The sequence below is a fragment of the Sphingomonas kyeonggiensis genome, assembly GCF_014204495.1.
Classification (GTDB): domain Bacteria; phylum Pseudomonadota; class Alphaproteobacteria; order Sphingomonadales; family Sphingomonadaceae; genus Sphingomonas; species Sphingomonas kyeonggiensis_A.
The window spans coordinates 288,552-311,130 of the sequence record NZ_JACHLN010000003.1 but is presented as its reverse complement, the minus strand read 5'-3'; the positions used below and the strand labels follow the sequence as shown (position 1 = coordinate 311,130).

Sequence of the window (22,579 nt, the reverse complement as noted above, 5' to 3'; positions counted from 1 at the left end):
TCAGCCAACTTTGAACGGCGTCCAGAATGACTGATATGGGACACGTTACCGCCAATCCACCTTTCGCGGAGGTCTAGACATCGGCGGTCGTTCGCCGCTCGGCGTTTCCGGTCAAGTCATCCCAGCTGGAATTTTGGCGGAGGCAGGGCCAGCTTCGTGTCGGCCAGTGTCTCGCCGCTGAAGAACCGCACCAGCAGGCCCTGCACATCGGGATGGGCCTCGAAGACATTGTGGCCTGCATTCTCGACGATCATGCGGGATTTGCGCTGGAATTGCGCCGCTACCTCGGCTTGTTCGGCCAGCGGTGTGCGGCCGTCCAGCGATCCGGCAACCAGCAGGGCGGGGTGACCGATGCGGATCGGTGCCCGGAAGCCTTCGCCAAGGTCGACCGCCGGGACCGCGCCCAGCAGGTGCGGCATCGGGAAGTTCAGCGCATCCCCCAATACGGCTGTCCGCGCCTCGCGCTGCACCATGGCCAGGCGGCCGGGCGAAATTCCCGATGCCAGGTCCATGGCCTCGGGCATGCCGCTGATACCTAGAAGGCCGGTAAACTCGCCCAGGAACGGCGCGAGCACCTCCGTTTTACCGGCATCGAGCGCCCGATATATTTCCGGCAGCATCACCAGTGTGCGCGGATTGGCGATCAGCCCGCCCGACATGAGCTGGATGCCGAAGCCGCCCAGCTGCAACTCGATCGGTGTGTTTCCCAGCTTGGTGGCCATCCGGATGGGGTTCGCCTCGAGCCGGGTATGAACGCGGCGCATCAAGGCCTTGAAGTCGGGTATCTTCGCACGGATCGCCGGGTCCGTACCCAGCAGGGCGTCGACCTGATCCAGGAAAGCGTCGATCCGCGCCGGGCGCTTCACGGTCTGGTCCTGCCCTTCAAGGCTGGCCAGCGCGACGCGGTTCACCCGGTCACCGTGTCGCTTGAGCACGCTGAGCGCGAGGTGCGAGCCGTAGCTGATGCCCCAGAGGTCGATCTTCTCCGTGCCCAGATGCTTCCGCAGATCGTCGATGTCGTCGGCGTTCTGTTCGGTGTTGTAGCCGCGGATTGCGATGCCGGCTGGTTCCCAGTCCTTCCAAGCCCGCTGGAGGTCTTCGCGGAAATAGGCCGTCAGCCCCTCACGCGTGAACACGGGCAGCGGAGCCACAGGATCAGGCCTGGCAGGGATAGCGGCGGACATGCCTGTGCCGCGCTGGTCGAAGGCGATCACATCGGCGACTTCGCGCAAGGCCATGAAGATCGGAAAGCGCGGTCCGGCAGCGGCCGAGGATCCAGCTCCGCCGGGGCCACCCGCCAGGTAAACGATCGGCGGGCCGGGCCTGGCTGCGGTGGAAGGAAAGCGCACATAGCCCAGCCGGATTTTCCGCGAGCGCGGATCGCGGCGATCTTCCGGGACCTCGAAGAAGCCGCGCTCTGCGTCGGTCTCAGCGCCGCGCCAGCCCTTGAAGCGGAAGGGCCCTTCCTGGGACGGCGGTGCCACCTGTGCAGAGGCCCGGGCGATCACCAGGGCGGGATAGGCAAGGGCGGCTGCGGCAAGCAGGGCGCGGCGATTGAGCGATGTGTTGGTCATGACACCGGCTGAGCCGTTCGAGGCACGCCTGGCTACGCCGGCTCGGTCAATGGCACCCGCGGATCGGCGAATGGCGGTGCATCCCGGCGAACGGCAGCCTAGAGGGGGTGCATGTGGCGAATCCCGTTTTTCACCTTCCTCCTGGCGATATTCATGTCCCCGGCGCACGCTCAGGGCGGCGCGTGGCAAGCCTGTCATGGCGTGGCCAGTCCGGCCGGCCCAGTACTCGGCGATTGCCGGCCGATTGCCGATGTCGTCGATCCGCAAGGGCGGGAAATCTGGATCCGGTCTATCGTCCAGGCCCCGGCGGATACCCGTCCGCGCGTCCTCTATGTGGCGGGTGTCGCTTCGTCGGAAGCCTGGCTCAATGGGAAGCGTCTTGGCGCGAACGGTCGCCCCGGCAGCGCGGCGCAGGAAGAGATACCCGGGCGCTACCAGGCGATCTTCCCCATCCGCGAAGTCATCTGGCGGGACGGCGAGAACGTGTTGGTGCTCCGCCTGTCGTCGTTTCACGGCGGCCTGCGTTTCGCACGGCCGATGAGTGCCGTTGCCGTCTTGCCCTATCCGTATCCGCCGCGCATCGCGCCGCTGGCTATCACCTTCCTGGCAGCCGGCACATTGCTGGCCGCGGCATTTGGCTTCGGGGTCATCCACGCCATGCGCCGCACCGGGACCAGCCTGATCCTGGCTGCCATGGCGAGCGTTGCGACGCTGCAGGCCATTGTCGAGAGCCTGCGAACGCTGTTCGACTATTCCTATCCTCTGCACGCCTGGCGGATGAGCGCCATCTGGGTGCTGGCGGCGATCTTCGCGGTCCTGCTGGTGCGCTACGTCTCCACCAGGTTCCTGCCCGGAAGACGCGGCGTCATCACCGGCTTCTCCCTTGGTCTTGTGGGCGCGACTGCTCTGCTGCCGGGCTTTGACGTGAAGACGATATGGGCACTCATCCTGGGCGTTGCACTTGCCGCCCTGCCGGCTGCGGCAGGCGCGTGGCGGCGGCTCCCCGGCGCGCGGCCGACGCTTGCCTATCTCACACTTTTTCTGGCGCTGGCCCTCGGCCTTCCCGAATGGTTCACCGATCTTTCCTACTTTCTGCTCGCTGCCGGGCTCGTGCTGCCGTTGCTGATGGTCGAGGTCGTGCGTCTTGGTCGCGATGATCGCGGCCGCGAAGCCGCCCTGACGCGTGCGGCCAGCCAGCCTGACCGACTGACGGTGGCTTCGGCGCGTGGCGTCGAATTGGTGCCGATCGCGGAGATCCTGGCCGTGGTGGGCGCTGACGATTATGTCGAACTGCGACTGGCTGGCGGACGCAGCCTGCTGCACGCGGCGCGCCTCGACGGGCTTGCGAGCCAATTGCCGGCAGGCTTCCAGCGCATCCATCGGTCCGTGATCGCAAACCTGTCCCGGGTGCAACGGCTGGAACGCGACGGCGACCGCTGGCGGCTGCACTTGAGCGAAGGGGTGTCGCTGCCGGTCAGCCGTTCCCGCCTGCCTGCCCTGCGCGAGGCCCTGGAGGCCCCTTCCGTCGCTGTGGCGGCGTAGCGCGGCCGGTTTAGGATCAGCCGTCGCGCCGCGGAAAGACCGCGAACGGGTGGTTGGCCGGCCGACAACTTTCGCGCAGGACAAACTATGAAACCACTGTCCGGTTCGGGCCTGTTAGGGGATAGGCTAGCTCCCGCCGATCCAGGTCGCAATGACCTTTCCTGCGTCGTCGAGCAGCACGAGGTCCGCCAAAAGGCCGGCGGCAATGCGGCCGCGCGTACGAGCCAGGCCGATCAGCGCAGCGGGGCTAGCGCTCGCCAACTCCACCGCCGTCGCGATGTCGAGACCGAGCATCGACATCGCGTTTCGCACCGCGGCCGCCATGTCGAGATGCGAGCCGGCCAGCGTCCCGTCGTCGCTGCGGCAAGCCCCGTCCTTCACGGTGATGCGGCGGCCCTGAAGCAGGAATTCGCTCGCAACCGAGCCGACCGAGGGCATCGCGTCGGTCACCAGCATGAAGCCGCTGCTGGGCTTGCAACGTAGCGCTAGGCGAAGCGTCGCGGGGCTCACATGATGACCATCGACAATCAGGCCGCATGTCAGTTCAGGCGAATCGAGCGAAGCGCCGACCATCCCCGGCTCGCGCGAACCGAGCGGCGACATCGCGTTGAACAAGTGGGTCACGCCGCGCATGCCGGCAGCCACCGCCGCCTTGGCCTGGATATAGCTGGCATTGGTATGCCCGGCCGAGACGACCGCGCCGGCGGCGACAAGGGATTCGATTTGCTCTGGGGAGACGCGCTCGGGCGCGAGCGTGATTAGGGTGCGGCCGCGCTTCAGGCCGGTCAGCGCTGCCATGCCGTCCTCGTCCAGCGGGCGGATCTTCTCGGCCGAATGGATGCCCTTGCGATCGACGTTGAGGAACGGACCCTCGATGTGGATGCCGAGCACCCCCGGCACGCCCGCTTCGATCGCGGCATCGACTGCCGCGACTGCGCGACGGATCACGTCGAGATCGTCGCTGATGAGCGTCGGCAGGAACCCGGTGGTGCCGAAGCGGCGGTGCGCCGCACCAATCGCGGCGATGCCCGCGACGGTGGGTGCATCGTTGAACAGTACGCCGCCACCGCCGTTCACCTGGGTATCGATGAAGCCGGGGACCAGCGTGCCCGGCAGGGACTCCGGCACGGCATCCGGGGGAAGGGCGTCGGCAGGAACCAGGTCGACGATGCGCGCTCCATCGACCAGCACGGCGATGCCGGTCTGCAGTGCGCCGTCCACCAGCGCGCGCATGGGAATCAGCGCCCGCATCGTATCTTCCCGGTCGTCTGGGTAAACCGATCGGCGTGCGCGCGGATGGTCCCGCGGCGCGGATGGGAGGAGATCATCGGCTTAGCCGCGTGTGTCGAGTTCGGCGACGAAGTCATAGGCGTCGCCGCGATACCAGCTGGTCGTCGCCTCGATTACCCGGCCATCCGCCAGGAAGCCGCGCCGCTCGATATAGAGCACGGGCGCGCCCACCTCGACGCCGAGCAGGGCCGCCCGTTCTGCGTCGCACAGGGCAGCGCGCAATCGCTGGAGCGCCCGAACGGGGCGATTTCCGGTCGCTTCGAGCGCGGCGTACAGCGAGGAGCTGACCGCCTCGATCCCCGGCAGGCCGAAGCCTGGGATGATCGCGAATTCGAGCGCCATCGGCACGTCGTCGGCATAGCGGATGCGGTGGAAGCGATAGACTTCGGTGCCCGGGCTCAGGCCGAAGGTGAGCGATTCCTCGCCCGTCACCGCGCTAGCGGTGCGGATCAGCCATTCGCTGCGCACGGTCCGCCCGCGCGAGGCCATATCTTCCGAGAAGGACGAGAGCTTGGCGAACTGCTTTTCGACCCGGCTGGCCACGAAGGTACCCGCGCCGTGGCGGCGGACAAGCAGCCCCTCGTCGACCAGCTTGTCGATCGCCTTGCGCAAGGTGATCCGAGAGACCGAGAGGTCCGCAGCCAGATCCCGTTCGGCGGGCAGCGCTTCATTCGGCTTGAGCAGGTTGTCGAGCAGGGCTTCGCGCAACGCGTTCTCGAGCTGCCGGTATAGCGGCCCTTTTCCCCGGCCATCGAACGGCCTGATCGTTTTTGCCAGCAGCGGCATGGCTTCCCCATAAACGGCTGTGCGCCTTATGCAACACTAGTACCACTAACGTACCATTGTCAGTAGAAAATTTCAGAGGACTGTAATCCCAATGTAAGAATCCGTCTTGACGACCTTCATTACCTAAGGAATGGTACGGATATTGGTACGCGACTGGTATACCAACGACGTACCACAAGGAATAAAAGGAAGTTCAGAAACATCTGACCAAGGGGATGAGACATGGGAATCCGGGGATTTCTTATCGGCACGGCCAGCGCCATGGCGCTGCTCACCGGCGCCGCGCATGCACAGACCAGCGACACCACTGCCCAGCCCGCCGATGAAGGCGAGATCGTCGTCACCGGCTTCCGCGCCTCGCTCGCGCAGTCGATCGATGCCAAGCGCAAGGCCGATGCGATCATCGACTCGGTTTCGTCCGAGGATGTCGGCAAGTTCCCCAACACCAACGTCGCCGAAGCGCTGACGCTGGTTCCGGGCGTCACCGTCGACCGCCAGTTCGGCCAGGGCGAGAAGGTCTCGATCCTCGGCACCGATCCGGCGCTGAACCGCACCCTGCTCAACGGCCAGACCGTGGCCTCGGCTGACTGGTTCATCCTCGATTCGCCGGGCCGCACCTTCAACTATGCGCTGCTCGCGCCGCAGCTGGTCAACCGCGTCGACGTCTACAAGTCGCCCGAGCCGCGGATCGACGAAGGCTCGGTGGGCGGCACCGTCAACGTGCTCACCCGCAAGCCGCTCGAGCTCAAGCCCTTCGTGGTCGCCGGCTCGCTCGGCTATCTCTACAATGACCGCTCGGAAAAGGGCGACGTCCAGGGCTCGGCGCTGGTCAGCTGGCACAATGCGAGCAAGACCTTCGGCGTCCTCGCCTCGTTCCAGCGCACCAAGGACCGGCTGCGCCGTGACGGCCTCGAGGCCTATGGCACGATCAACGCCAACTTCTGGAACGGCGCCAACGACGCGCTGACCAGCTCGCTCCCGCAGAGCATGATCCCGGTCAATCCGGATCCGACCAAGCAGATCACCGGCACCGGCCAGTGCACCGGCACCTGCGCTACCACCCTGCTCGCCAATCCGAACGCCAAGTTCCCGAACGCGTTCGGCACTTCCTATTTCGAGCAGGGCCGCGAGCGCCTGACCTATTCGGCCACCGCCCAGTGGAAGCCGGTCGACCAGCTGACGATCACCGCCGACTGGCTGCGCATCGACGCTACCTATGACAATCTCAACCAGTCGATGTACGCCTTCCCGGGCAACACTTGGAACAGCGCCGGTCGCCTGACCGGGCTCAACGTGCAGGACGGCATCGTCAAGTCGGCGACCTTCAACAACGCGCTCTCGGTGCTCGATGCGCAGTATCGCGTCGCCGAGATGCACTCGCAGACCTTCCACGGCCAGATCGGCTGGGACGACGTGCACTGGGACCTGAACGTCGAGGGCGGCGTGTCCGATGCGGACGGCGGCACCAAGAAGCAGGTGTTCCTCGAGTTCCTCAACTGGGCGAACTACACCGTCGACATCAGCGGCGCGCCCGACAAGCCCGGCACGATCAGCTACACCAGCAACGTGCTTGGCAACCCGGCCGCCTTCGCGACCGATCCGGGCTGGAGCGGCAACCTGGTCAACAAGCCGACCACTGACAAGGAGCGCTATGGCCAGGTCGATTTCGGCCTGAAGTTCGATGGCGTGCTCAAGCGCATCCAGCTCGGCTACAAGTATCGCAAGCACGAGACCGCCCAGGAATATGAGGGCATCGCGCTGACCGGCCTGGCCGTGCCGGCGAGCAACTTCGACACCCGCACCGTCAAGGACAATTACCTGTCCGGCTTCGACGGCATCAACGACCAGATGGCCGGCCGCTTCATCATCAACGGCGATTCGATGGTGAACTATGTCCAGGGCCGCCCGGGCCTGCCGACCCCGTCCAAGTTCGCGGCTTCGGAATTCACCGCCGGCAACTGGGACATCAACGAGCAGATCCACGCCTTCTACGCCCAGGCGAACTTCGACGCCGGCGGCTTCCGCGGCAATTTCGGCGTGCGCTACGTCCACACCAGCACCGACAGTGCGGGCTATGTCTGCAAGCCGGGCGCGACCTGCAGCGCGCAGGCCGACTGGGTGTGGCAGACGACCAAGTCGAGCTACGACAATGTCCTGCCCAGCGTGAACATCATCGCCGATGTGAAGAAGGACCTGATCTTCCGCTTCGCCGCGGCGCAGGTGATCGCCCGCCCGAACTATGCCGACATGACCAACTATTTCTGGCTGTCGGACCAGATCGGCACCGGCGGCGGCGGCAATCCGGACCTGAAGCCCTACAAGTCGAACAACTTCAACGCGTCGCTCGAATGGTATCTGGCGCCGCGGGCGATCCTGTCGGGCGAGGTGTTCTACAAGGACATCAGCAACTACATCCTGCAGCAGACCGCCCCGGAGCAGCACTTCAATTCGTCGCGCAATGCAGTGACGACCTATCAGATCGCCCGGCCGTTTAACGCCGGCTCGGCCGAGGTGAAGGGCTTCGCCATCGCCTATCAGCAGAGCCTGCCCTTCGGCCTGGGCATCCTCGCCAACTATACCTACTCGGATGGCAAGGCGAGCACCGGCGGCGACCTGCCCTATAACTCGCGCCACCAGGCGAGCCTGAGCCCGTTCTTCGAGACCGGCCCGATCGCCTTGCGCGCGACCTATACCTGGCGCTCGAAATACTTCACCGGCATCGACCGCGGTGACCAGATGTACGTCCGCGACGCCGCCAACGTCGACGTGTCGGCCACCTACAACATCACCAAGGAAATCGGGCTGACCGTCTCGGGCATGAACCTGACCGACAGCCAATACTACGCCTATGCCAACACGCAGCGCCTGCCGCGCGGCGTTTACAAGAACGGCCGCAAGCTCCTCGCGACCGTCAATGTGAACTTCTGACCCTCCAACCCCTGGGCTGGCGGCCGGGCGCGCAATCGTCCGCCCGCCAGTCCTTTTTACCTTGCAGCTTCGCCCGGTCGCCACGCGCTTTGCGAATGTCTGGAAGGATGGCCGGACTTCCTCACGCTCAATCTTTGGAAATCACCACGGCAAATCTGCGGTGAAATCGTTCGAGCACGCCGGAATTCCCAGAGTATCAGAAGCTGGCTTTGCCAGTCCCAAGCCGCAAAGCTGCCAGTCCGCACCCGGCCCAATACCGGACCTCGCGACACAACGCCCAAACCCTAAATCAAGATCCGGAACACCGCCCCGCCACCAGCGGCATCGCCCACATCGATGCTCCCGCCATGCGCCACTACGATCTGCCGCGCGAGGTTCAGCCCCACGCCGGTCCCCGTCGCGCGGGTGGTGAAGAAGGGCAGGAACACGTCCTGGCGCAGCCCTTCGGGCACGCCGGGGCCATTGTCCTCCACTTCGATCACCAGCGCGTCATGCTCGGCGAACATGCGCAGCGCGAGGCGGGGCGGGCGGTCCTGGCCGGCCATCGCCTGGGCCGCGTTCTGGAGCAGGTTGATCAGCACCTGGGCGAGCAGGTCGGGATCGGCCTCCAGTGCCAGCCTCGCCGGGGTGACTTCGATCGTCAGCGGAACCTCGGGCTCGCGCGCGGCGAAGATGCGGCCCAGTTCCTCGGCCCAGGGCTGGGCGGCGAAGGTCTGGCGCTGCAGCTCGGGGGTATGCGCCACCGCGCGATAGGCCTCGATGAAATGCCCCAGCCCATGCGCACGCCGGGCAAGGGTGGAGACCGCCGCGCGCGCATCGCCGATCCGCGGGTTGCCGGCCAGTTCGGGATCGTCGAGCAGGTCCGCCGCCGTCGCCGCCAGCGAAGTCACCGGGGTCAGCGAGTTGAGGATCTCATGGGTCAGCACGCGCACCAGGTCGGTCTGCGCCGCCATCTCCACGGCATCGAGCGTGCCCTGGATCGGCTGCACCGTCACCGCACGGATGCTGCGGCCGAGCCGCTCGAGCGTGCCCGAGCGGACCAGCACGCGCTGCGTCCGCCCCTCGATCGCCAGCAACAGGATCTCCTCGGCCGCATCGCCGCCCGCCAGCCGCTTTGCCAGCGTCGCGCCATAGACGGCATAGTCCTCGGCCCGCGTGCCCGGCGCGCCGCGGAACAGCCGCCGCGCCGCCTTGTTGGCGGGGTCGACATGGCCCTCGCCGTCGATGGTCAGCAGCGCCACCGGCATGTCGTCGACCAGCGCCTCGAGGAAGCGCATCTCCGCCGCGCTCGCCATCTGGCGCTCGCGCAGCCGGTCCATCGCGCCGTCCAGCGCCGTGCCCAGCGCCTCGAAGCCGCCGCCATGGGTGCCGCCGAAGCGGGCCGAAGTGTCGTCGAAGCGCAGCGCCTCGACGAAGCGGGCGAGCGCGACATTGGTGCGCGATACCAGCCGCCACATGCCCCACAGCGCGCCCGCGACCAGCAGCAGCGCGACGATCCGCGCGGCGCCCAGCCCGGGGGTGAGGAAGCTCAGCACCGCCGCCGTCACCGCCGCGGCCAGCGCGGCGATCCAGGCGATCAGGCCCAGCGTGAAGCGCCGGTCAAAGCCCATGCTTCTCCATCCGGCGATAGAGCGCGGCGCGCGACAGGCCGAGCTCGTTGGCGGCCAGCGAGATATTATAGCCGTGCTTCTTCAGCGCCTCCTCGACCAGCCGGCGCTCCACCCGCTCGAGGTTGAGGTCGTCGCTAGGGCCGGGCGGGCGGGGCGGGGTGATCGCCGCGGCGGGCACGACGCGCGGCATCGCGCGGACCAGCGCGAAGTCCTCGGGCTCCAGCGCCTCTTCGCGCGCCAGGATCACCGCGCGCTCCAGCGCGTGGCGCAGCGCGCGGACATTGCCCGGCCAGTCATGGTCGAGCAGCGCCATCCGCGCCGCCGGGCTCAGCGCCGGCACCGGGCGGCCATAGCGCTTGGCGTAATGCTGGAGATAATGCTCGATCAGCTGCGGCACGTCCTCGCGGCGGTCGCGCAGCGGCGGCAGGTCGATCTCCACCGTGTTGAGGCGGAACAGCAGGTCCTGCCGGAAATGGCTCTCGTCGCGCAGCTTCTCGGGCGGCAGGTTGGTCGCGGCGATCACGCGGATATTGACCGGCACCGGCTTGTTGGCGCCGACCGGCGTCACCTGGCGCTGCTCGAGCACGGTGAGCAGCTTGGGTTGCAGCCGCAGCGGCAGATTGCCGATCTCGTCGAGGAACAAGGTGCCCCCGTCCGCCGCCTGGATGCGGCCCACCCGGTCGGTCCGCGCATCGGTGAAGGCGCCCTTCACATGGCCGAAGAGCTCGCTGTCGATCAGCTCCTCGCTCACCGCGCCCAGGTCGACGGTCAGCATCACCTGATTGGCGCGCAGCGACTGGCGGTGCAGCTCGCGCGCTACCAGCTCCTTGCCGGTGCCGTTCTCGCCGAGCACCAGCACGTTCGCATCGGTCGGCCCGGCGCGGCTGATGAGCGAGTGGACCCGCGCCATCGCCGGCGAATCGCCGAGCAGGGGCGAGGCGCCCGCCTGCGCCGCCGGGGCAGGAGCGGCGTTGCCGCCACCCACGGCCTTGCGCGAGCGTCGCAGCGAAGCGGCAGTGCGCACGGTCGCCAGCAATTTCTCGTTCGACCAGGGCTTGGAGACGAAGTCGGTGGCCCCGCGCTTCATCGCCGAGACCGCGACCTGCACCCCGCCATGCGCGGTGATCATCACCACCACCATCTCGGGATCGACCGCGAGCAGCTTGTCGAGGAAGGCCAGCCCCTCGCTCGCGTCGGTGGCGCCGCGCGCGAAGTTCGCGTCGAGCAGCACCGCGTCGGGCGTACGCGCCCGCACCAGCGGCAGCGCCTCGTCGGGGCTGCGCACCGCCTCGACATCCTTGAACAGCCGCCGCAGCAACAGCCGCGACGCCATCAGGATATCGTCGTCGTCGTCGATCACGACGCAGAAATCGAATTCCGGATCGCCCATGCTGCCCACTCCCGTACAGTTACTGTGCGGAACCGGACAATCAAATTGCGTGCCAAGCCACGGTCCCCCCGAAAGCGCAATTGGCACGGGACATGCTGACACTGGGATGAACGGCGCATCCGCCGGCGGAGGAAAATCGTGCAGCGGTCGGCAGGGGGAATGCGCAAGGGAGCAGTGATCGCGGTGGCGATCCTCCTCCTGTGCCTGCCCCGCGCGCCGCTGGGGATCGATCTCCGCATGGACGGCGCCGGCGGTCATGCCGTGCTTCGGCTCGGCGTCACGTCGTTACGGATCGCGTTCGATTCCGGACGCGCCTGTCCGAAATCGAACACTTGCCACGCCGCCGCCGATCCTCGGCCCGAGGGCGCGGGGCTGGCACGGCATTTGCGAGGATTGGGGGCATGACAGTGCTACGGATGCAGAAGGAAAAAGCGGGCGCCGTCTCGGGCAGCGGGATGGACCAGGTGGTCGAGAAGCGCGCGCTCTCGACGCGCCTCAAGGTCGCGCTCGGCGTGGCCGCCGCCGCGCTGGCCGTTGCCGCCTTCTGGTGGTTCGCCCCGTCGGGCGCCAGCCAGACCGTGACGATGGACCGCGTGACCATCTCCAATGTCACGCGCGGCACCTTCGACGATTTCATGCCGCTGCGCGCCCGCGTCACCCCGCTGCTCACCGTCTATATCGACGCGGTCGAGGGTGGCCGGGTCGAGAAGATGCTGGTCGAGGACGGCGCCACCGTCGCCGCCGGCCAGCCGATCGCGCTGCTGTCGAACGCCGAGCTCCAGCTCTCCACGCTCGCCCGCCAGACCGAAGTCGAGCAGCAGATCAACAACATGCGCAGCCAGGAGCTGTCGCTTGCCCAGACCCAGCTTTCCAACGAGCGCGCCGTGCTCGCGGCGCAAACCACCTATGAGAAGGCCCGCCGCCAGTATGAGCGCGAAAAGCCGCTCGCCGAGCGCGGCTTCGTCTCGGGCAAGCAGTTTGCCGATACCGAGGCCGATTACGCGCTGAGCCAGCGCAACCTGGCGGCCCTCAAGCGCAGCCAGACCACCGATGCCCGCCTCCAGGGCAGCCAGCTCACCCAGCAGCAACAGGCGGCGAAGTCGATGCAGTCCGGCCTCGCCATCGCCCGCGCCAATCTCGATGCGCTCCAGCTCCGCGCACCGGTCGCCGGCCAGCTTTCGGGCTTCTCGGTCCAGGTCGGCCAGTCGCTCGGCCGCGGCGAGCGCGTCGGCCAGATCGACAGCCCCGGCCGCAACAAGCTGATCGCCGGCGTCGACGAATTCTACCTGGGTCGCGTCCAGATCGGCCAGAAGGCGGCGCTCGACTGGAACGGCAAGCGCTACGGCGCGAAGGTCACCAAGATCTATCCCCAGGTGCAGAACGGCCAGTTCCAGGTCGATCTCCAGTTCACCGATGGCGAACCGCCCCAGCTCCAGCGCGGCCAGACGATGCAGGCCCGGCTCACGCTCGGCGATTCCGCCCCGGCGCTGCTGATCCCCAACGGGGCCTTCTACAGCGATACCGGCGGAGCCTGGGTGTTCGTGGTCGCCCCGGGCGGCGGCAGCGCGGAGAAGCGCAACGTCCGCCTCGGCCGCCGCAACAGCGATTTCATCGAGGTGCTCGACGGCCTCGAACCCGGCGAGCGGGTGATCACCTCGCCCTATACCGGCCTCACCGACAAGACGCGCCTGGACCTCACCAAATGACGAACCAGAAAGGGAATCCGATGCTGCAGATGCGCGAACTCTCCAAGGTCTACCGCACCGACACGGTGCAGACGACGGCGCTCGACGCGATCGACCTCGAAATCGCCCAGGGCGAGTTCGTCGCGATCATGGGCCCCTCGGGCTGCGGCAAGTCGACCCTGCTCAACATGATCGGCATGCTCGATAGCCCGTCCTCGGGCTCCTACCAGTTCAACGGCCAGGAAGTCGCCGGCCTCTCGGAGAGCAAGCTCGCCGATGTCCGCAAGGAGAATATCGGCTTCATCTTCCAGAGCTTCAACCTGGTCGACGAGCTGAGCGTCCGCGACAATGTCGAGCTCGCCTTGCTCTATCACAATGTCCCCGCCGCCGAGCGGAAGCGCCGGGTTGACGAGGTGATGGACCGCACCGGCATCGCCCACCGCGCCAAGCATCGCCCCAGCCAGCTTTCGGGCGGCCAGCAGCAGCGCGTCGCGGTTGCCCGCGCGCTCGTCGCCAGCCCGAAACTGATCCTGGCGGACGAGCCGACCGGCAATCTCGACACCCAGCATGGCGAGGAAGTGATGCACATGCTGCAGACGCTGAATGCCGAGGGCTCGACGATCGTGATGGTCACCCACTCGCCCGCGCATGCCGATTATGCCGGCCGCATCGTCTCGATGCTCGACGGCCGCGTCCTCCAGGAACGCCGCCGCGCGGCCTGATCGAGAAGGGGGAGAAAGCCCATGTGGCGCAACTATCTTACGGTCGGCCTGCGCGCGCTCGCGAAGAACCGCACCTATGCCTTCATCAACCTGTTCGGGCTGGCGATCGGCCTGGCCGCCTGCCTGCTGATCCTGCTCTACGTCCAGTATGAGCGCAGCTATGACGACTGGCTGCCCGATGCGAAGCGCACCTATCAGCTCCAGGTCTATTATGAGAGCAAGACCAACGGCGACAAGTTCCAGAACCAAGGCGCGCCCTATGTGACCAAGGCGGCGCTGCTCAAGGATTTCCCGCAGATCGAGAGCGCCACCTATATGGGCGGCCCGCCGCTCACCCTGATCAAGGATGGCCAGGCAACGGTCGTCGATGACGGGCGACTGGTCGACAGCGCCTTCCTCGACACGATCGCGCTGCCGATGGCCCAGGGCGACAGCAAGGCGCTCTCGCGCCCGGGCACCGTGGTGATGAGCGAGTCGGAAGCGGTCCGGATCTTCGGCACGAAGAATGTCGTCGGCCGCACGGTGACGCTGCTCACCGCCGGGCGGAAGGATGACTACCGCGTCACCGGCGTGTTCAGGGACATCCCGAAGAAGTCGCACCTGACCGGCAAGATGTTCGCCCGTGCCGACTTCCCCAGCATGTTCCCGGAAGACAATGGCTATCTCACCAGCTGGGGTTGGACCTCGGGCTGGGTCTATGTGAAGCTGCGCCCGGGCACCGATGTCGCGACGATCAACGGCCAGTTCGATGCCTGGGAAAAGCGCAACATCCCGGACGAGACCTTCAACGGCAAGAAGGTCAATGCCGGCGACGAGCGCACCTTCGCTCTGGTCGCCGCGCCCGATGTTCATCTCGGCCGCGCCACCGGTTCGGGCATGGCTCCGGCCAACGACGTGCAGACCATCGCCACCTTCGCGGTGATCGCGCTGCTGATCCTCGCCATGGCCTGCATCAACTTCACCAACCTTGCCACTGCCCGCGCCAGCCAGCGCGCCCGCGAAGTGGCATTGCGCAAGGTGCTCGGCGCCACCCGCCGGCAGCTGATGGCCCAGTTCCTCGGCGAATCGGTGCTGCTCGCCACGATCGCAATGCTGCTCGCGCTGGCGGTGGTCGAGATCGCGTTGCCCTGGTTCGGCAACTTTCTCGATGCCGATCTCGAGCTGCATTATTTCGGTCATGGCGGGCTGATCCTGCCGATGATCGGCCTGGTGCTGCTCGTCGGCGCGGCGGGTGGCCTCTATCCGGCCTTCTATCTTTCCCGCTTCCAGCCGGCCCGTGTGCTCAAGGCGAACAAGTCGGCGTCCGACGCGGAAGGCTCCGGCCGGCTGCGCAGCGCGCTGGTGGTGATCCAGTTCGCCGTCTCGATCGGCCTGATCATCTGCACCGCGGTGATCTATGCCCAGAATGTCTACGCGCGCTCGCTCGATCCGGGGTACAAGCGTGCCGGCCTGATCCAGCTCGCCGGTGTCGGCTCCCGCATCCTCGAGCCCCAGGCCGATGCGCTTACCCGCGCGATCGCGAAGGTACCCGGCGTCGAATCGACCGGACGCACGATGATCGGCGTCATCACCGGCCAGACCTCCAATACCGGCGTGGTCGTGCCGGGGCGCGAGGATCCCGTGGATCTGGGCATCTACGGCGTCGATGCCGGCTTCTTCCCCACCATGCAGATCCGCACCATTGCCGGCCGGGTGTTCGATGAGCGGCCCGCCGACGACATGACCACCCCGGTGCCGGAGGATCCGGCGGCCGAGCGGGCGCTGGTCGCGCGCGGCGGGCATATCGTCATCAACGAGAGCGGCGTGAAGCGCCTCGGCTTCAAGACCGCGCAGGACGCGATCGGCAAGACGATCCGCTACGGCGTGCGCGATGAATATGGGGGGATGATGAACCTCACCATCATCGGTGTCGTCGCCGATGTCCGCTTCCGCACCGTGCGTGCCGCGATCGAGCCGACCATGTACCTGCTCGACAAGCATAATGTGAACTGGCTGGTCGCGCGCTTCCACGGCGATCCGCGCACGGTCCGCGCGGGCATCGAGCAGGTCTGGCGCCGCTACGCCCCCGATCTGCCCTTCGATGCGACGCTGGCCGACGAAATCATCGCCCGTGCCTATGAGAAGCTCGATGCCCGGGCGCAGATGTTCGGCATGTTCGCGATCCTCGCGGTGGTGATCGGCTGTCTCGGCCTGTTCGGCCTGGCTGCCTTCACGGCGGAGCGGCGGACGAAGGAGATCGGCATCCGCAAGGTGCTGGGCGCGCGCACCATCGACATCGCCCGGCTGCTCGTCTGGCAGTTCACCCGCCCGGTGGTGATCGCCAACATCATCGCCTGGCCGGCGGCCTGGTGGCTGATGCGCGAGTTCCTCAACGCCTTCGATGCCCGCATTTCGCTCACGCCGGTGCCGTTCATCGGCGCCAGCCTGCTCGCGCTGGCGATCGCGGTGCTCACCATCGGTGCCCACGCCATCCGCGTGGCGCGCACCAATCCGGTTCATGCCCTGCGCTACGAGTAGGCGCGTCAGTTCGGGGTCATGAAGGGCGGGCGAGGGGGCAACCTCTCGCCCGTTTTTGTTTACTCCTGAACTCTTCTTGCTCCCCTCCCTGCAAGGGAGGGGCTGGGGGTGGGTGGATGCCTGGCGATACGGTCACCGGGAAGGTCGGGACCGCCGTACCGCCCGGCCGCGACCCACCCCTCGATCCCCTCCCTTGCAGGGAGGGGAGGTCAGCGCCATTGCGCTCCTTTCGCCGGGATGACGGAGGGGGATTTACCCAAATCCAGACCGCGCTATCCTCCGCCCAATACCAAAAATCGGGAGGGGACATGATTCGTATCGCAAAGATCGCTCTGTTCGCAGCTGCAGCGATGACACCGGTGGCATATGCCGCGGTCGAAGTAATCGGCAAGATGACGCCGGCCGAGCCGATCACGCATGCGCGGATCGCGACGCTGCCGATCGGCCAGCAGCGCGCCTGGAACGTCTATCTCGACAAGTCGGTCGGGCTGATGGAGGCCGACAAGGCCGCGCTCGCGGCCGAGCGCGCCGACGGCACCTTGCCCACGCCCGTGTCGCCGCCCACCGGTCCTTCGGGCGGCAGCGGCATGCCGCTCGACAAGCCGGCCGGCTGGTACGCGGGCGCCGATGCGCGCCATGTCGCCGACAATATCGTCAGCTTCCAGACGCCTGCCGGCGGCTGGGGCAAGAATGTCGATCGTACCGGCCCGGTCCGCGCGCGCGGCGAACATTATGTGCCGATCGAGAAGCTGCCGGCCAATGCGAAGTCCGACATGTCGGACGAGAATTGGAGCTATGTCGGCACGATCGACAACAACGCCACCACCACCGAGCTGCGCTTCCTCGCCCGCGCCCAGGCCGCCGCGCCGGGCGCCGAGGGCAATGCCTATCGCGAGAGCTTCCTCAAGGGCATCCGCTACCTGCTGAACGCCCAGTTCCCCAATGGCGGCTGGCCCCAGGTCTATCCGCTCCAGGGCGGATATCACGACGCGCTCACTTTCAACGACGATGCGCTCTCGTCGGTGGTGGGCGTGCTGGCCGAGGTGGCGCGCCACCAGGGCGATTACGCCTTTGTATCGGACCAGCTCGCTCTGGAAGCCAAAGCTGCCTGCAACAAGGCGATCCAGCTGATTCTCAAGACTCAGGTGGTTATCGACGGCAAGCGCACGGTGTGGGGCCAGCAGCATGACGCGCTCACGCTCGCCCCGGCGGGCGCCCGGAACTTCGAACCGGTCGCACTGTCCTCGGATGAGAGCGCCGACCTTCTGGTCTTCCTGATGAAGCAGGCGGGGCGCTCGCCCTCGGTTGACGCGGCGGTGGCGGACGGGGTCAACTGGCTGAAGGCGCACGCGATTCACGGCTTCGTGTTCGAGAAGGGCCCGGACGGCCGCAAGCTCGTCGCCAAGCCCGGCGCCGGCCCGATCTGGTCGCGCTACTATGACATCCAGACCGGCAAGCCGATCTTCGGCGACCGGGACCGTACGATCCATACGGACGTGAACGAACTCAGCGCCGAGCGCCGCAACGGCTATAGCTGGTACAATAACGGCCCGGCCAAGGCCCTGGCGACCTACGACAAATGGGTGGCGAAGAAGTAACGGGGACGATCCGTCATCCCGGCGAAGCCGGGATCTCAGGCGAAGGCGCGGGGCAGGAGCCACCTGGGACCCCGGCTTTCGCCGGGGTGGCGAATTGGCTGTCCTACACGCATATGTTCCACTAATGTTCCGGCGTCCCGCAAGGGCCGCTCTTTGAACCGTCAGGGAACCCGCGCAAACTTTCGCGCTCGCAAGCGTAAGCAGATGCACTGCCTCCACACACCGCGAACCATATCGAAAACCGCGCGCGCAACACCGCGAGGCGCGCAACTTACGCCAACATCGGCGACTGGAAGTGTCTAGTTCGCCGATTCCAGCGTCTCGGTCGCCCGCAGCCAGGTCGCCTCGGCCTCTTCCAGCTGCGATTCGACCTCGCCGCGCCGCTTCATCAGGTCGCCCATCGACAGCGCCTTGAGCCATTTGGGCGGCTTGCCGGCTAGTGCCGCGTCGATTTCCGCCAGCGATTTCTGTGCCTTGGCGATGGCATCCTCGGCGTCGCTCACCGCCTTGCGCAGCCCGGTCGAGGCTTCGCGCGCCTGGGCGGCGGCACGGCGCTCTTCCTTCTTGTCGCCCGAGGCGCCGGGGCTGCCGGGCACCGGCTTGCCCGAGACGACAAAGGCGGCATAGTCCTCGATCGTCCCGTCATATTCGCGGGCGGTGCCGCCATCGACGAGGAACAGCCGGTCGGCGACCAGCTCGAGCATGTGCCGGTCGTGGCTGACCAGCACCACCGCGCCCTTGAACTCGGCGAGCGCCTGGACCAGCGCCTCGCGGGTATCGACGTCGAGGTGGTTGGTCGGCTCGTCGAGGATCAGCAGGTGCGGCGCGTTATGGGTGACCAGCGCCAGCGCCAGCCGCGCGCGCTCGCCGCCCGAAAGCTTGCCGACCTTGGTCAGCGCCTTGTCGCCGGAAAAACCGAAACGGCCCAGCTGGTTGCGCACCTGCACCGGCGTCGCGCCCTTCATCACCCGGCCCATCGTCTCCACCGGCGTGGCGTCGGGATCGAGTTCCTCGACCTGGTACTGGGTGAAATAGCCGACCGTCAGCTTGGTGGCGGTGGTCATCTCGCCGGCCATCACCGGCAGCTCGCCGGCGATCATCCGGGCGAGCGTGGTCTTGCCGTTGCCGTTCCGGCCGAGCAGCGCGATCCGGTCGTCGGGGTCGAGCCGCAGCCCCAGCCGCGAGAGGATCGGCTTACCTTCCTCATAGCCGACCGCGGCATGGTCGAGCGTCAGCAGCGGCGGACGCAGGCCCTGCGGATTGGGGAAGTCGAAGCGCATGCTCGGATCCTCGGCCACCGCCGCGATCGGCTGCATCCGCTCCAGCGCCTTGACGCGGCTCTGCGCCTGCTTGGCCTTGCTGGCCTTGGCCCGCCAGCGATCGACGAAGGCCTGCAGCTTCTCGCGCTCGGCGACCTGCTTCTCGCGCGCCGCCGCCTGCTGCGCCATGCGCTCGGCCCGCTGCCGCTCGAATGCGTCATAGCCGCCGACATAGAGCGTGGTCTGGCCGCGATCGAGGTGGAGGATATGGTCGGCGACGTTGTTGAGCAGGTCGCGCTCGTGGCTGATCAGCAGGATCGTCCCGCGATAGGCGCGCAGGAAGCCCTCGAGCCACATCACCGCTTCGAGGTCGAGGTGGTTCGAAGGCTCGTCGAGCAGCAGGATGTCGGGGTTGAGGAACAGCAGCGAGGCGAGCGCCACGCGCATCCGCCAGCCGCCCGAGAAGCTGTCCATCGGCCGCGCCTGCATCGCATCGTCGAAGCCCAGGCCCTTCAGGATCCGCCCGGCGCGGGCAGGGGCCTCATAGGCGTCGATCTGGTCGAGTCGCTCGTAGATATGCCCCAGCCGGTCCGGATCGTCCTGGGTCTCGGCCTCGAGCAGCAGCGCGGCCCGCTCGACATCGGCTTCGAGCACGGTGTCGAAGGCGCTGGTCTGGCCGCTTGGCGCGTCCTGGCGGAGATAGCCGAAGCGGGCCTGGCGCGGGATATCGACCGAGCCGTTGTCGGTCTCGATCATCCCGGCGATCGCCTTCATCAGCGTCGATTTGCCGGCGCCGTTGCGGCCGATGAACCCGACACGGGCGCGGGGCGGGATCGCGGCACTCGCGTTCTCGATGATCGCGCGGCCGCCAAGCCGGATGGTGATGTCGCGGAAGGAAAGCACGATCGGGCCCTCGGAACAGTCAGAGGCGCACCCGAGTGCTTGGTGACCCCTGGTTGGTCACTTCGCGTAAAGTGCTGATTTAGCGGGAATTTAAATGGTCGGGGAAAGAGGATTCGAACCTCCGGCCCCTGCCTCCCGAAGACAGTGCTCTACCAGGCTGAGCTATTCCCCGACCGGCGCCTCCGGGGCGAACCCCGACTGCGAGGGGGCGCCTATAACCACGCTATTTGAGTCACGCAAGCCACTGAATCAGCTTTTCCGCGCGTCCATCATCGCATCGACCGAAACGAACTTCTCGCGGGGGGCCCCGATGCGGGCCGCGGCGATCTCCGCGGCGTCGATCTTGAGCCAGTCGCGGAAGGTGACCGGCTCCACCGTACGGGCCTGCAGCAGCGCGTCGAGGCCGGGGCGGCCGGGCTTGCCCGCGCCTTCGCCGATGTCCTCGGCGATCTTCTCGGCGATGTGGAAGCCGTCCGGGCGGTTGGTACCGATCGTACCCGTAGGGCCACGGCGCGCCCAGCCGACCGCATAGAGGCCGGGCAGTACCCGCCCGTCGATATTGGCGAATCGCCCGGACTTGTCGTCATAGGGCACGCCCTCGATCGGCGGCGTGCGATAGCCGATGCAGCTCACCACCAGGCTGGCGGGGATGGCATAGGTTTCGCCCGTGCCGTGCGCGTTGCCCTCGAAGTCCAGCGCGGTGCGCTCGACGATCACCCGCTCGACCTTGCCGTCGCCCTCGATCGCGATCGGCATGGCGAAGAAATCGAAGACGATGCGAATCGGCTTGTCCGGCATCCCCTGCGCGAATCGGCGCAGATGGCCGACCGACTTGCGCTGGCCGGGATCGAGGGCGCCATCCTCCTCCACCGGCGGGAAATCGGCCGGATCGACCACCGGCGTGGCGTGCCCCAGTTCGCCCAGCTCGCCCAGTTCCTTGGGCGTCATCGCGATCTGGTGCGGCCCGCGGCGGCCGAGCAGGGTGATGCTGTGGACCTTGGAGCCGTGCAGCGAATCGAGCGCATGCGCGACGACGTCCGACGCCTCCAGTTCGTCCTCGGCCTTGGCGAGCACCCGGGCGACGTCGAGCGCGACATTGCCGTTGCCGATCACCACGGCCGGCCCGTCGAGCGGCGGATGGAGGCCCGCATAGTCGGGATGGCCGTTATACCAGCCGACGAACGCCGCCGATCCGGTGACGCCCGGCAGCTCCGCGCCTGGTATCTCCAGCCTGCGGTCGTGCGGCGCGCCGGTGGCGAGGACGACCGCGTCGTACAGTTCGCGCAGCTCGTCGATCGACACGTCCTTGCCGATGGTGACATTGCCGACGAAGCGCACATTGTCGGTCAGCGCCACCGCCTCATAGCGGCGGGAGACGCCCTTGATCGACTGGTGATCGGGGGCAACGCCGGTACGGATCAGCCCGAAGGGCACTGGCATGCGATCGAGGATATCGACCCGAACCTGGTCGCCGAACACCTTCTGGCAGGCTTCGGCAGTGTAATAGCCTGCCGGCCCGGAACCGATCACCGCGACATGACGCATGGGCCTCTCCTCCCGCGATCTAGGCGCTTACCGTAGCGGCAAGCGGGGGGAGGGCAAGCCTCTCGACGTCGGGCGCAACTTGTTGCTAGGCCGTAACCGTGAGCCCGATCGAAGCGACTGCAAGCCTGCTGGGCCTGATCAACATCGTGCTGGTCGTCCGGCGCAGCATCTGGAACTACCCGTTCGCGCTGGCGATGGTCGCGCTCTATGCGTGGATCTTCTTCCACGAGAAGCTCTACAGCGACGCGCTGCTCCAGCTCTTCTTCTTCGCGGTCAATCTCTATGGCTGGCGGAACTGGGCCCGTTCGCGCGGGGAAAGCGGCGAAGTGGTGGTCGAGACCCTGGGCTGGGCCGCGCGCGGCGGCTGGGCGATCGGTGCCGCCCTGGTGATCGTGCTCTGGGGCGCCATGATGCACCGGCTGACCGACGCGGCCTGGCCCTGGTGGGACGGCAGCATCGCGGTGCTCAGCATCGCCGCGCAGATCCTCCAGTCGCGGCGCAACTGGGAATGCTGGGTCCTCTGGATCCTTGTAGATTTACTGGCTGTCCCTTTGTTCGCCGTGAAGGGACTTTGGCTCACCGCGGCGCTGTACTGCGTATTCCTGGTGTTGTCCGGATGGGGGCTGGTCGATTGGCTGAGGGCAAGAAAATGAAGCTGCGTACCATCTGTCTCCACGGGCCCGAGAGCACGGGCAAGTCGACGCTGGCGCCGCGCATCGCCGAATATCTCGGTGGCGAGGTGGTGGACGAATATGGCCGCGAATATGCCGAGGCGCGCGGCATCGAATTCACGATGCGCGACCTGCTCGAGATCGCCAAGACGCATGACGCCGGCACCCGCACGCTCCTTGCAGCCGGGATGACGCCGCTGATTCTCGACACCGATCCGCTGATGACGGCGGTGTGGGCGGACATGCTGTTCGGCGAGCGCGATCCCTGGTTCGACGAATGGCAGGGCACCGCCGATTTCTACCTGCTGTTCGACATCGACATGCCCTGGCGCCCCGACGGCACCCGCATGTTCGGCACCGAGGAGCTGCGGCGGAAATTCTTCGAGTTGAGCAAGGCCGAGCTGGAGCGGCGCGGGGTGCGCTGGGCCCTGGTCTCGGGCCAGGACGAGGAGCGTTATGCCAAGGCCATCGCCGCGATCGAGGCCGTTCAGGCGGGCTGATTTGCCGGCCAATTCGCGATTGCGTTGCACGGATGCTGCAGTTGCGAAAAATCGTAGAT

General features: G+C 66.9%; 16 protein-coding genes and 1 tRNA gene. 9 read left to right on the top strand and 8 right to left on the bottom strand.

From position 1 onward, the window contains the following. Window positions 1-116: 116 nt before the first annotated feature. Window positions 117-1,574: an alpha/beta fold hydrolase gene (locus HNP52_RS15695; RefSeq protein WP_184168576.1), complete on the bottom strand. Its 1,458-nt coding sequence runs from the start codon at window positions 1,572-1,574 to the stop codon at window positions 117-119. A 111-nt stretch (window positions 1,575-1,685) separates the two neighbouring features. Between HNP52_RS15695 and HNP52_RS15690 the strand changes: the two genes are divergently transcribed. Beyond that, window positions 1,686-3,116: a LytTR family DNA-binding domain-containing protein gene (locus HNP52_RS15690; RefSeq protein ID WP_184168575.1), complete on the top strand. Its 1,431-nt coding sequence runs from the start codon at window positions 1,686-1,688 to the stop codon at window positions 3,114-3,116. A 126-nt stretch (window positions 3,117-3,242) separates the two neighbouring features. Here the strand turns inward: HNP52_RS15690 and nagA are convergent, their stop codons facing one another. Both nagA and HNP52_RS15680 read right to left on the bottom strand, forming a co-directional pair. Next, entirely contained in the window at window positions 3,243-4,367 is a 1,125-nt protein-coding gene (nagA, locus tag HNP52_RS15685) for an N-acetylglucosamine-6-phosphate deacetylase (RefSeq protein ID WP_184168574.1), read from the bottom strand. 81 nt (window positions 4,368-4,448) lie between these two features. After that, on the bottom strand, window positions 4,449-5,192 hold the full coding sequence (locus HNP52_RS15680; RefSeq protein WP_184168573.1) for a GntR family transcriptional regulator: 744 nt from the start codon (window positions 5,190-5,192) through the stop codon (window positions 4,449-4,451). Window positions 5,193-5,414: 222 nt separating this feature from the next. Here HNP52_RS15680 and HNP52_RS15675 point away from each other — a divergent pair, with 222 nt between their 5' ends. Then, entirely contained in the window at window positions 5,415-8,120 is a 2,706-nt protein-coding gene (locus tag HNP52_RS15675) for a TonB-dependent receptor (RefSeq protein ID WP_184168572.1), read from the top strand. A gap of 284 nt (window positions 8,121-8,404) precedes the next feature. On the opposite strand, the gene HNP52_RS15670 is transcribed toward HNP52_RS15675, so the two are convergent. Together HNP52_RS15670 and HNP52_RS15665 are read right to left on the bottom strand one after the other, a co-directional pair. Next, entirely contained in the window at window positions 8,405-9,730 is a 1,326-nt protein-coding gene (locus tag HNP52_RS15670) for a PAS domain-containing sensor histidine kinase (RefSeq protein WP_184168571.1), read from the bottom strand. After that, complete coding sequence (locus tag HNP52_RS15665; RefSeq protein WP_184168570.1) at window positions 9,720-11,120, bottom strand: sigma-54 dependent transcriptional regulator; 1,401 nt, start codon at window positions 11,118-11,120, stop codon at window positions 9,720-9,722. The genes HNP52_RS15670 and HNP52_RS15665 overlap by 11 nt, the downstream gene beginning before the upstream one ends. A gap of 159 nt (window positions 11,121-11,279) precedes the next feature. On the opposite strand from HNP52_RS15665, the gene HNP52_RS15660 reads away from it, so the two are divergent. The 5 genes from HNP52_RS15660 to pelA all read left to right on the top strand — a co-directional run bounded on the left by HNP52_RS15660 (window position 11,280) and on the right by pelA (window position 17,642). Next, complete coding sequence (locus HNP52_RS15660; RefSeq protein WP_184168569.1) at window positions 11,280-11,525, top strand: hypothetical protein; 246 nt, start codon at window positions 11,280-11,282, stop codon at window positions 11,523-11,525. After that, window positions 11,522-12,826: an efflux RND transporter periplasmic adaptor subunit gene (locus HNP52_RS15655; RefSeq protein ID WP_260396182.1), complete on the top strand. Its 1,305-nt coding sequence runs from the start codon at window positions 11,522-11,524 to the stop codon at window positions 12,824-12,826. The genes HNP52_RS15660 and HNP52_RS15655 overlap by 4 nt, the downstream gene beginning before the upstream one ends. Window positions 12,827-12,846: 20 nt before the next feature. Beyond that, window positions 12,847-13,527 (top strand): ABC transporter ATP-binding protein, encoded by a 681-nt coding sequence (locus HNP52_RS15650; RefSeq protein WP_184169200.1) that lies wholly within the window; start codon window positions 12,847-12,849, stop codon window positions 13,525-13,527. 21 nt (window positions 13,528-13,548) lie between these two features. After that, window positions 13,549-16,044, top strand: a complete 2,496-nt coding sequence (locus HNP52_RS15645) for an FtsX-like permease family protein (RefSeq protein WP_184168568.1) — start codon at window positions 13,549-13,551, stop codon at window positions 16,042-16,044. A 308-nt stretch (window positions 16,045-16,352) separates the two neighbouring features. Further along, complete coding sequence (gene pelA, locus HNP52_RS15640; RefSeq protein ID WP_184168567.1) at window positions 16,353-17,642, top strand: pectate lyase; 1,290 nt, start codon at window positions 16,353-16,355, stop codon at window positions 17,640-17,642. Window positions 17,643-17,941: 299 nt separating this feature from the next. Here the strand turns inward: pelA and HNP52_RS15635 are convergent, their stop codons facing one another. From HNP52_RS15635 to HNP52_RS15625, 3 genes are all read right to left on the bottom strand, one after another. After that, window positions 17,942-19,804, bottom strand: a complete 1,863-nt coding sequence (locus HNP52_RS15635; RefSeq protein WP_184168566.1) for an ABC-F family ATP-binding cassette domain-containing protein — start codon at window positions 19,802-19,804, stop codon at window positions 17,942-17,944. Between the two features lie 95 nt (window positions 19,805-19,899). Further along, window positions 19,900-19,976, bottom strand: a tRNA-Pro gene (locus HNP52_RS15630). Window positions 19,977-20,053: 77 nt separating this feature from the next. Continuing rightward, on the bottom strand, window positions 20,054-21,349 hold the full coding sequence (locus tag HNP52_RS15625; protein WP_184168565.1) for an FAD-dependent oxidoreductase: 1,296 nt from the start codon (window positions 21,347-21,349) through the stop codon (window positions 20,054-20,056). A gap of 98 nt (window positions 21,350-21,447) precedes the next feature. Here HNP52_RS15625 and pnuC point away from each other — a divergent pair, with 98 nt between their 5' ends. Both pnuC and HNP52_RS15615 read left to right on the top strand, forming a co-directional pair. Then, entirely contained in the window at window positions 21,448-22,002 is a 555-nt protein-coding gene (gene pnuC / locus HNP52_RS15620; protein WP_184168564.1) for a nicotinamide riboside transporter PnuC, read from the top strand. Continuing rightward, entirely contained in the window at window positions 21,999-22,520 is a 522-nt protein-coding gene (locus HNP52_RS15615) for an AAA family ATPase (RefSeq protein ID WP_184168563.1), read from the top strand. The genes pnuC and HNP52_RS15615 overlap by 4 nt, the downstream gene beginning before the upstream one ends. Window positions 22,521-22,579: the final 59 nt, after the last annotated feature.

Excerpts from the sequence above, each read along its gene's own strand:
- HNP52_RS15655 (WP_260396182.1), top strand. The coding sequence starts at position 11,522 with ATGACAGTGCTACGGATGCAGAAGGAAAAAGCGGGCGCCGTCTCGGGC.
- HNP52_RS15670 (WP_184168571.1), bottom strand. The coding sequence starts at position 9,730 with ATGGGCTTTGACCGGCGCTTCACGCTGGGCCTGATCGCCTGGATCGCC.
- HNP52_RS15625 (WP_184168565.1), bottom strand. The coding sequence starts at position 21,349 with ATGCGTCATGTCGCGGTGATCGGTTCCGGGCCGGCAGGCTATTACACT.
- HNP52_RS15650 (WP_184169200.1), top strand. The coding sequence starts at position 12,847 with ATGCTGCAGATGCGCGAACTCTCCAAGGTCTACCGCACCGACACGGTG.
- HNP52_RS15680 (WP_184168573.1), bottom strand. The coding sequence starts at position 5,192 with ATGCCGCTGCTGGCAAAAACGATCAGGCCGTTCGATGGCCGGGGAAAA.
- HNP52_RS15695 (WP_184168576.1), bottom strand. The coding sequence starts at position 1,574 with ATGACCAACACATCGCTCAATCGCCGCGCCCTGCTTGCCGCAGCCGCC.
- pelA (WP_184168567.1), top strand. The coding sequence starts at position 16,353 with ATGATTCGTATCGCAAAGATCGCTCTGTTCGCAGCTGCAGCGATGACA.
- HNP52_RS15645 (WP_184168568.1), top strand. The coding sequence starts at position 13,549 with ATGTGGCGCAACTATCTTACGGTCGGCCTGCGCGCGCTCGCGAAGAAC.
- nagA (WP_184168574.1), bottom strand. The coding sequence starts at position 4,367 with ATGCGGGCGCTGATTCCCATGCGCGCGCTGGTGGACGGCGCACTGCAG.
- HNP52_RS15675 (WP_184168572.1), top strand. The coding sequence starts at position 5,415 with ATGGGAATCCGGGGATTTCTTATCGGCACGGCCAGCGCCATGGCGCTG.
- HNP52_RS15615 (WP_184168563.1), top strand. The coding sequence starts at position 21,999 with ATGAAGCTGCGTACCATCTGTCTCCACGGGCCCGAGAGCACGGGCAAG.
- HNP52_RS15660 (WP_184168569.1), top strand. The coding sequence starts at position 11,280 with ATGCGCAAGGGAGCAGTGATCGCGGTGGCGATCCTCCTCCTGTGCCTG.
- HNP52_RS15665 (WP_184168570.1), bottom strand. The coding sequence starts at position 11,120 with ATGGGCGATCCGGAATTCGATTTCTGCGTCGTGATCGACGACGACGAC.
- HNP52_RS15690 (WP_184168575.1), top strand. The coding sequence starts at position 1,686 with ATGTGGCGAATCCCGTTTTTCACCTTCCTCCTGGCGATATTCATGTCC.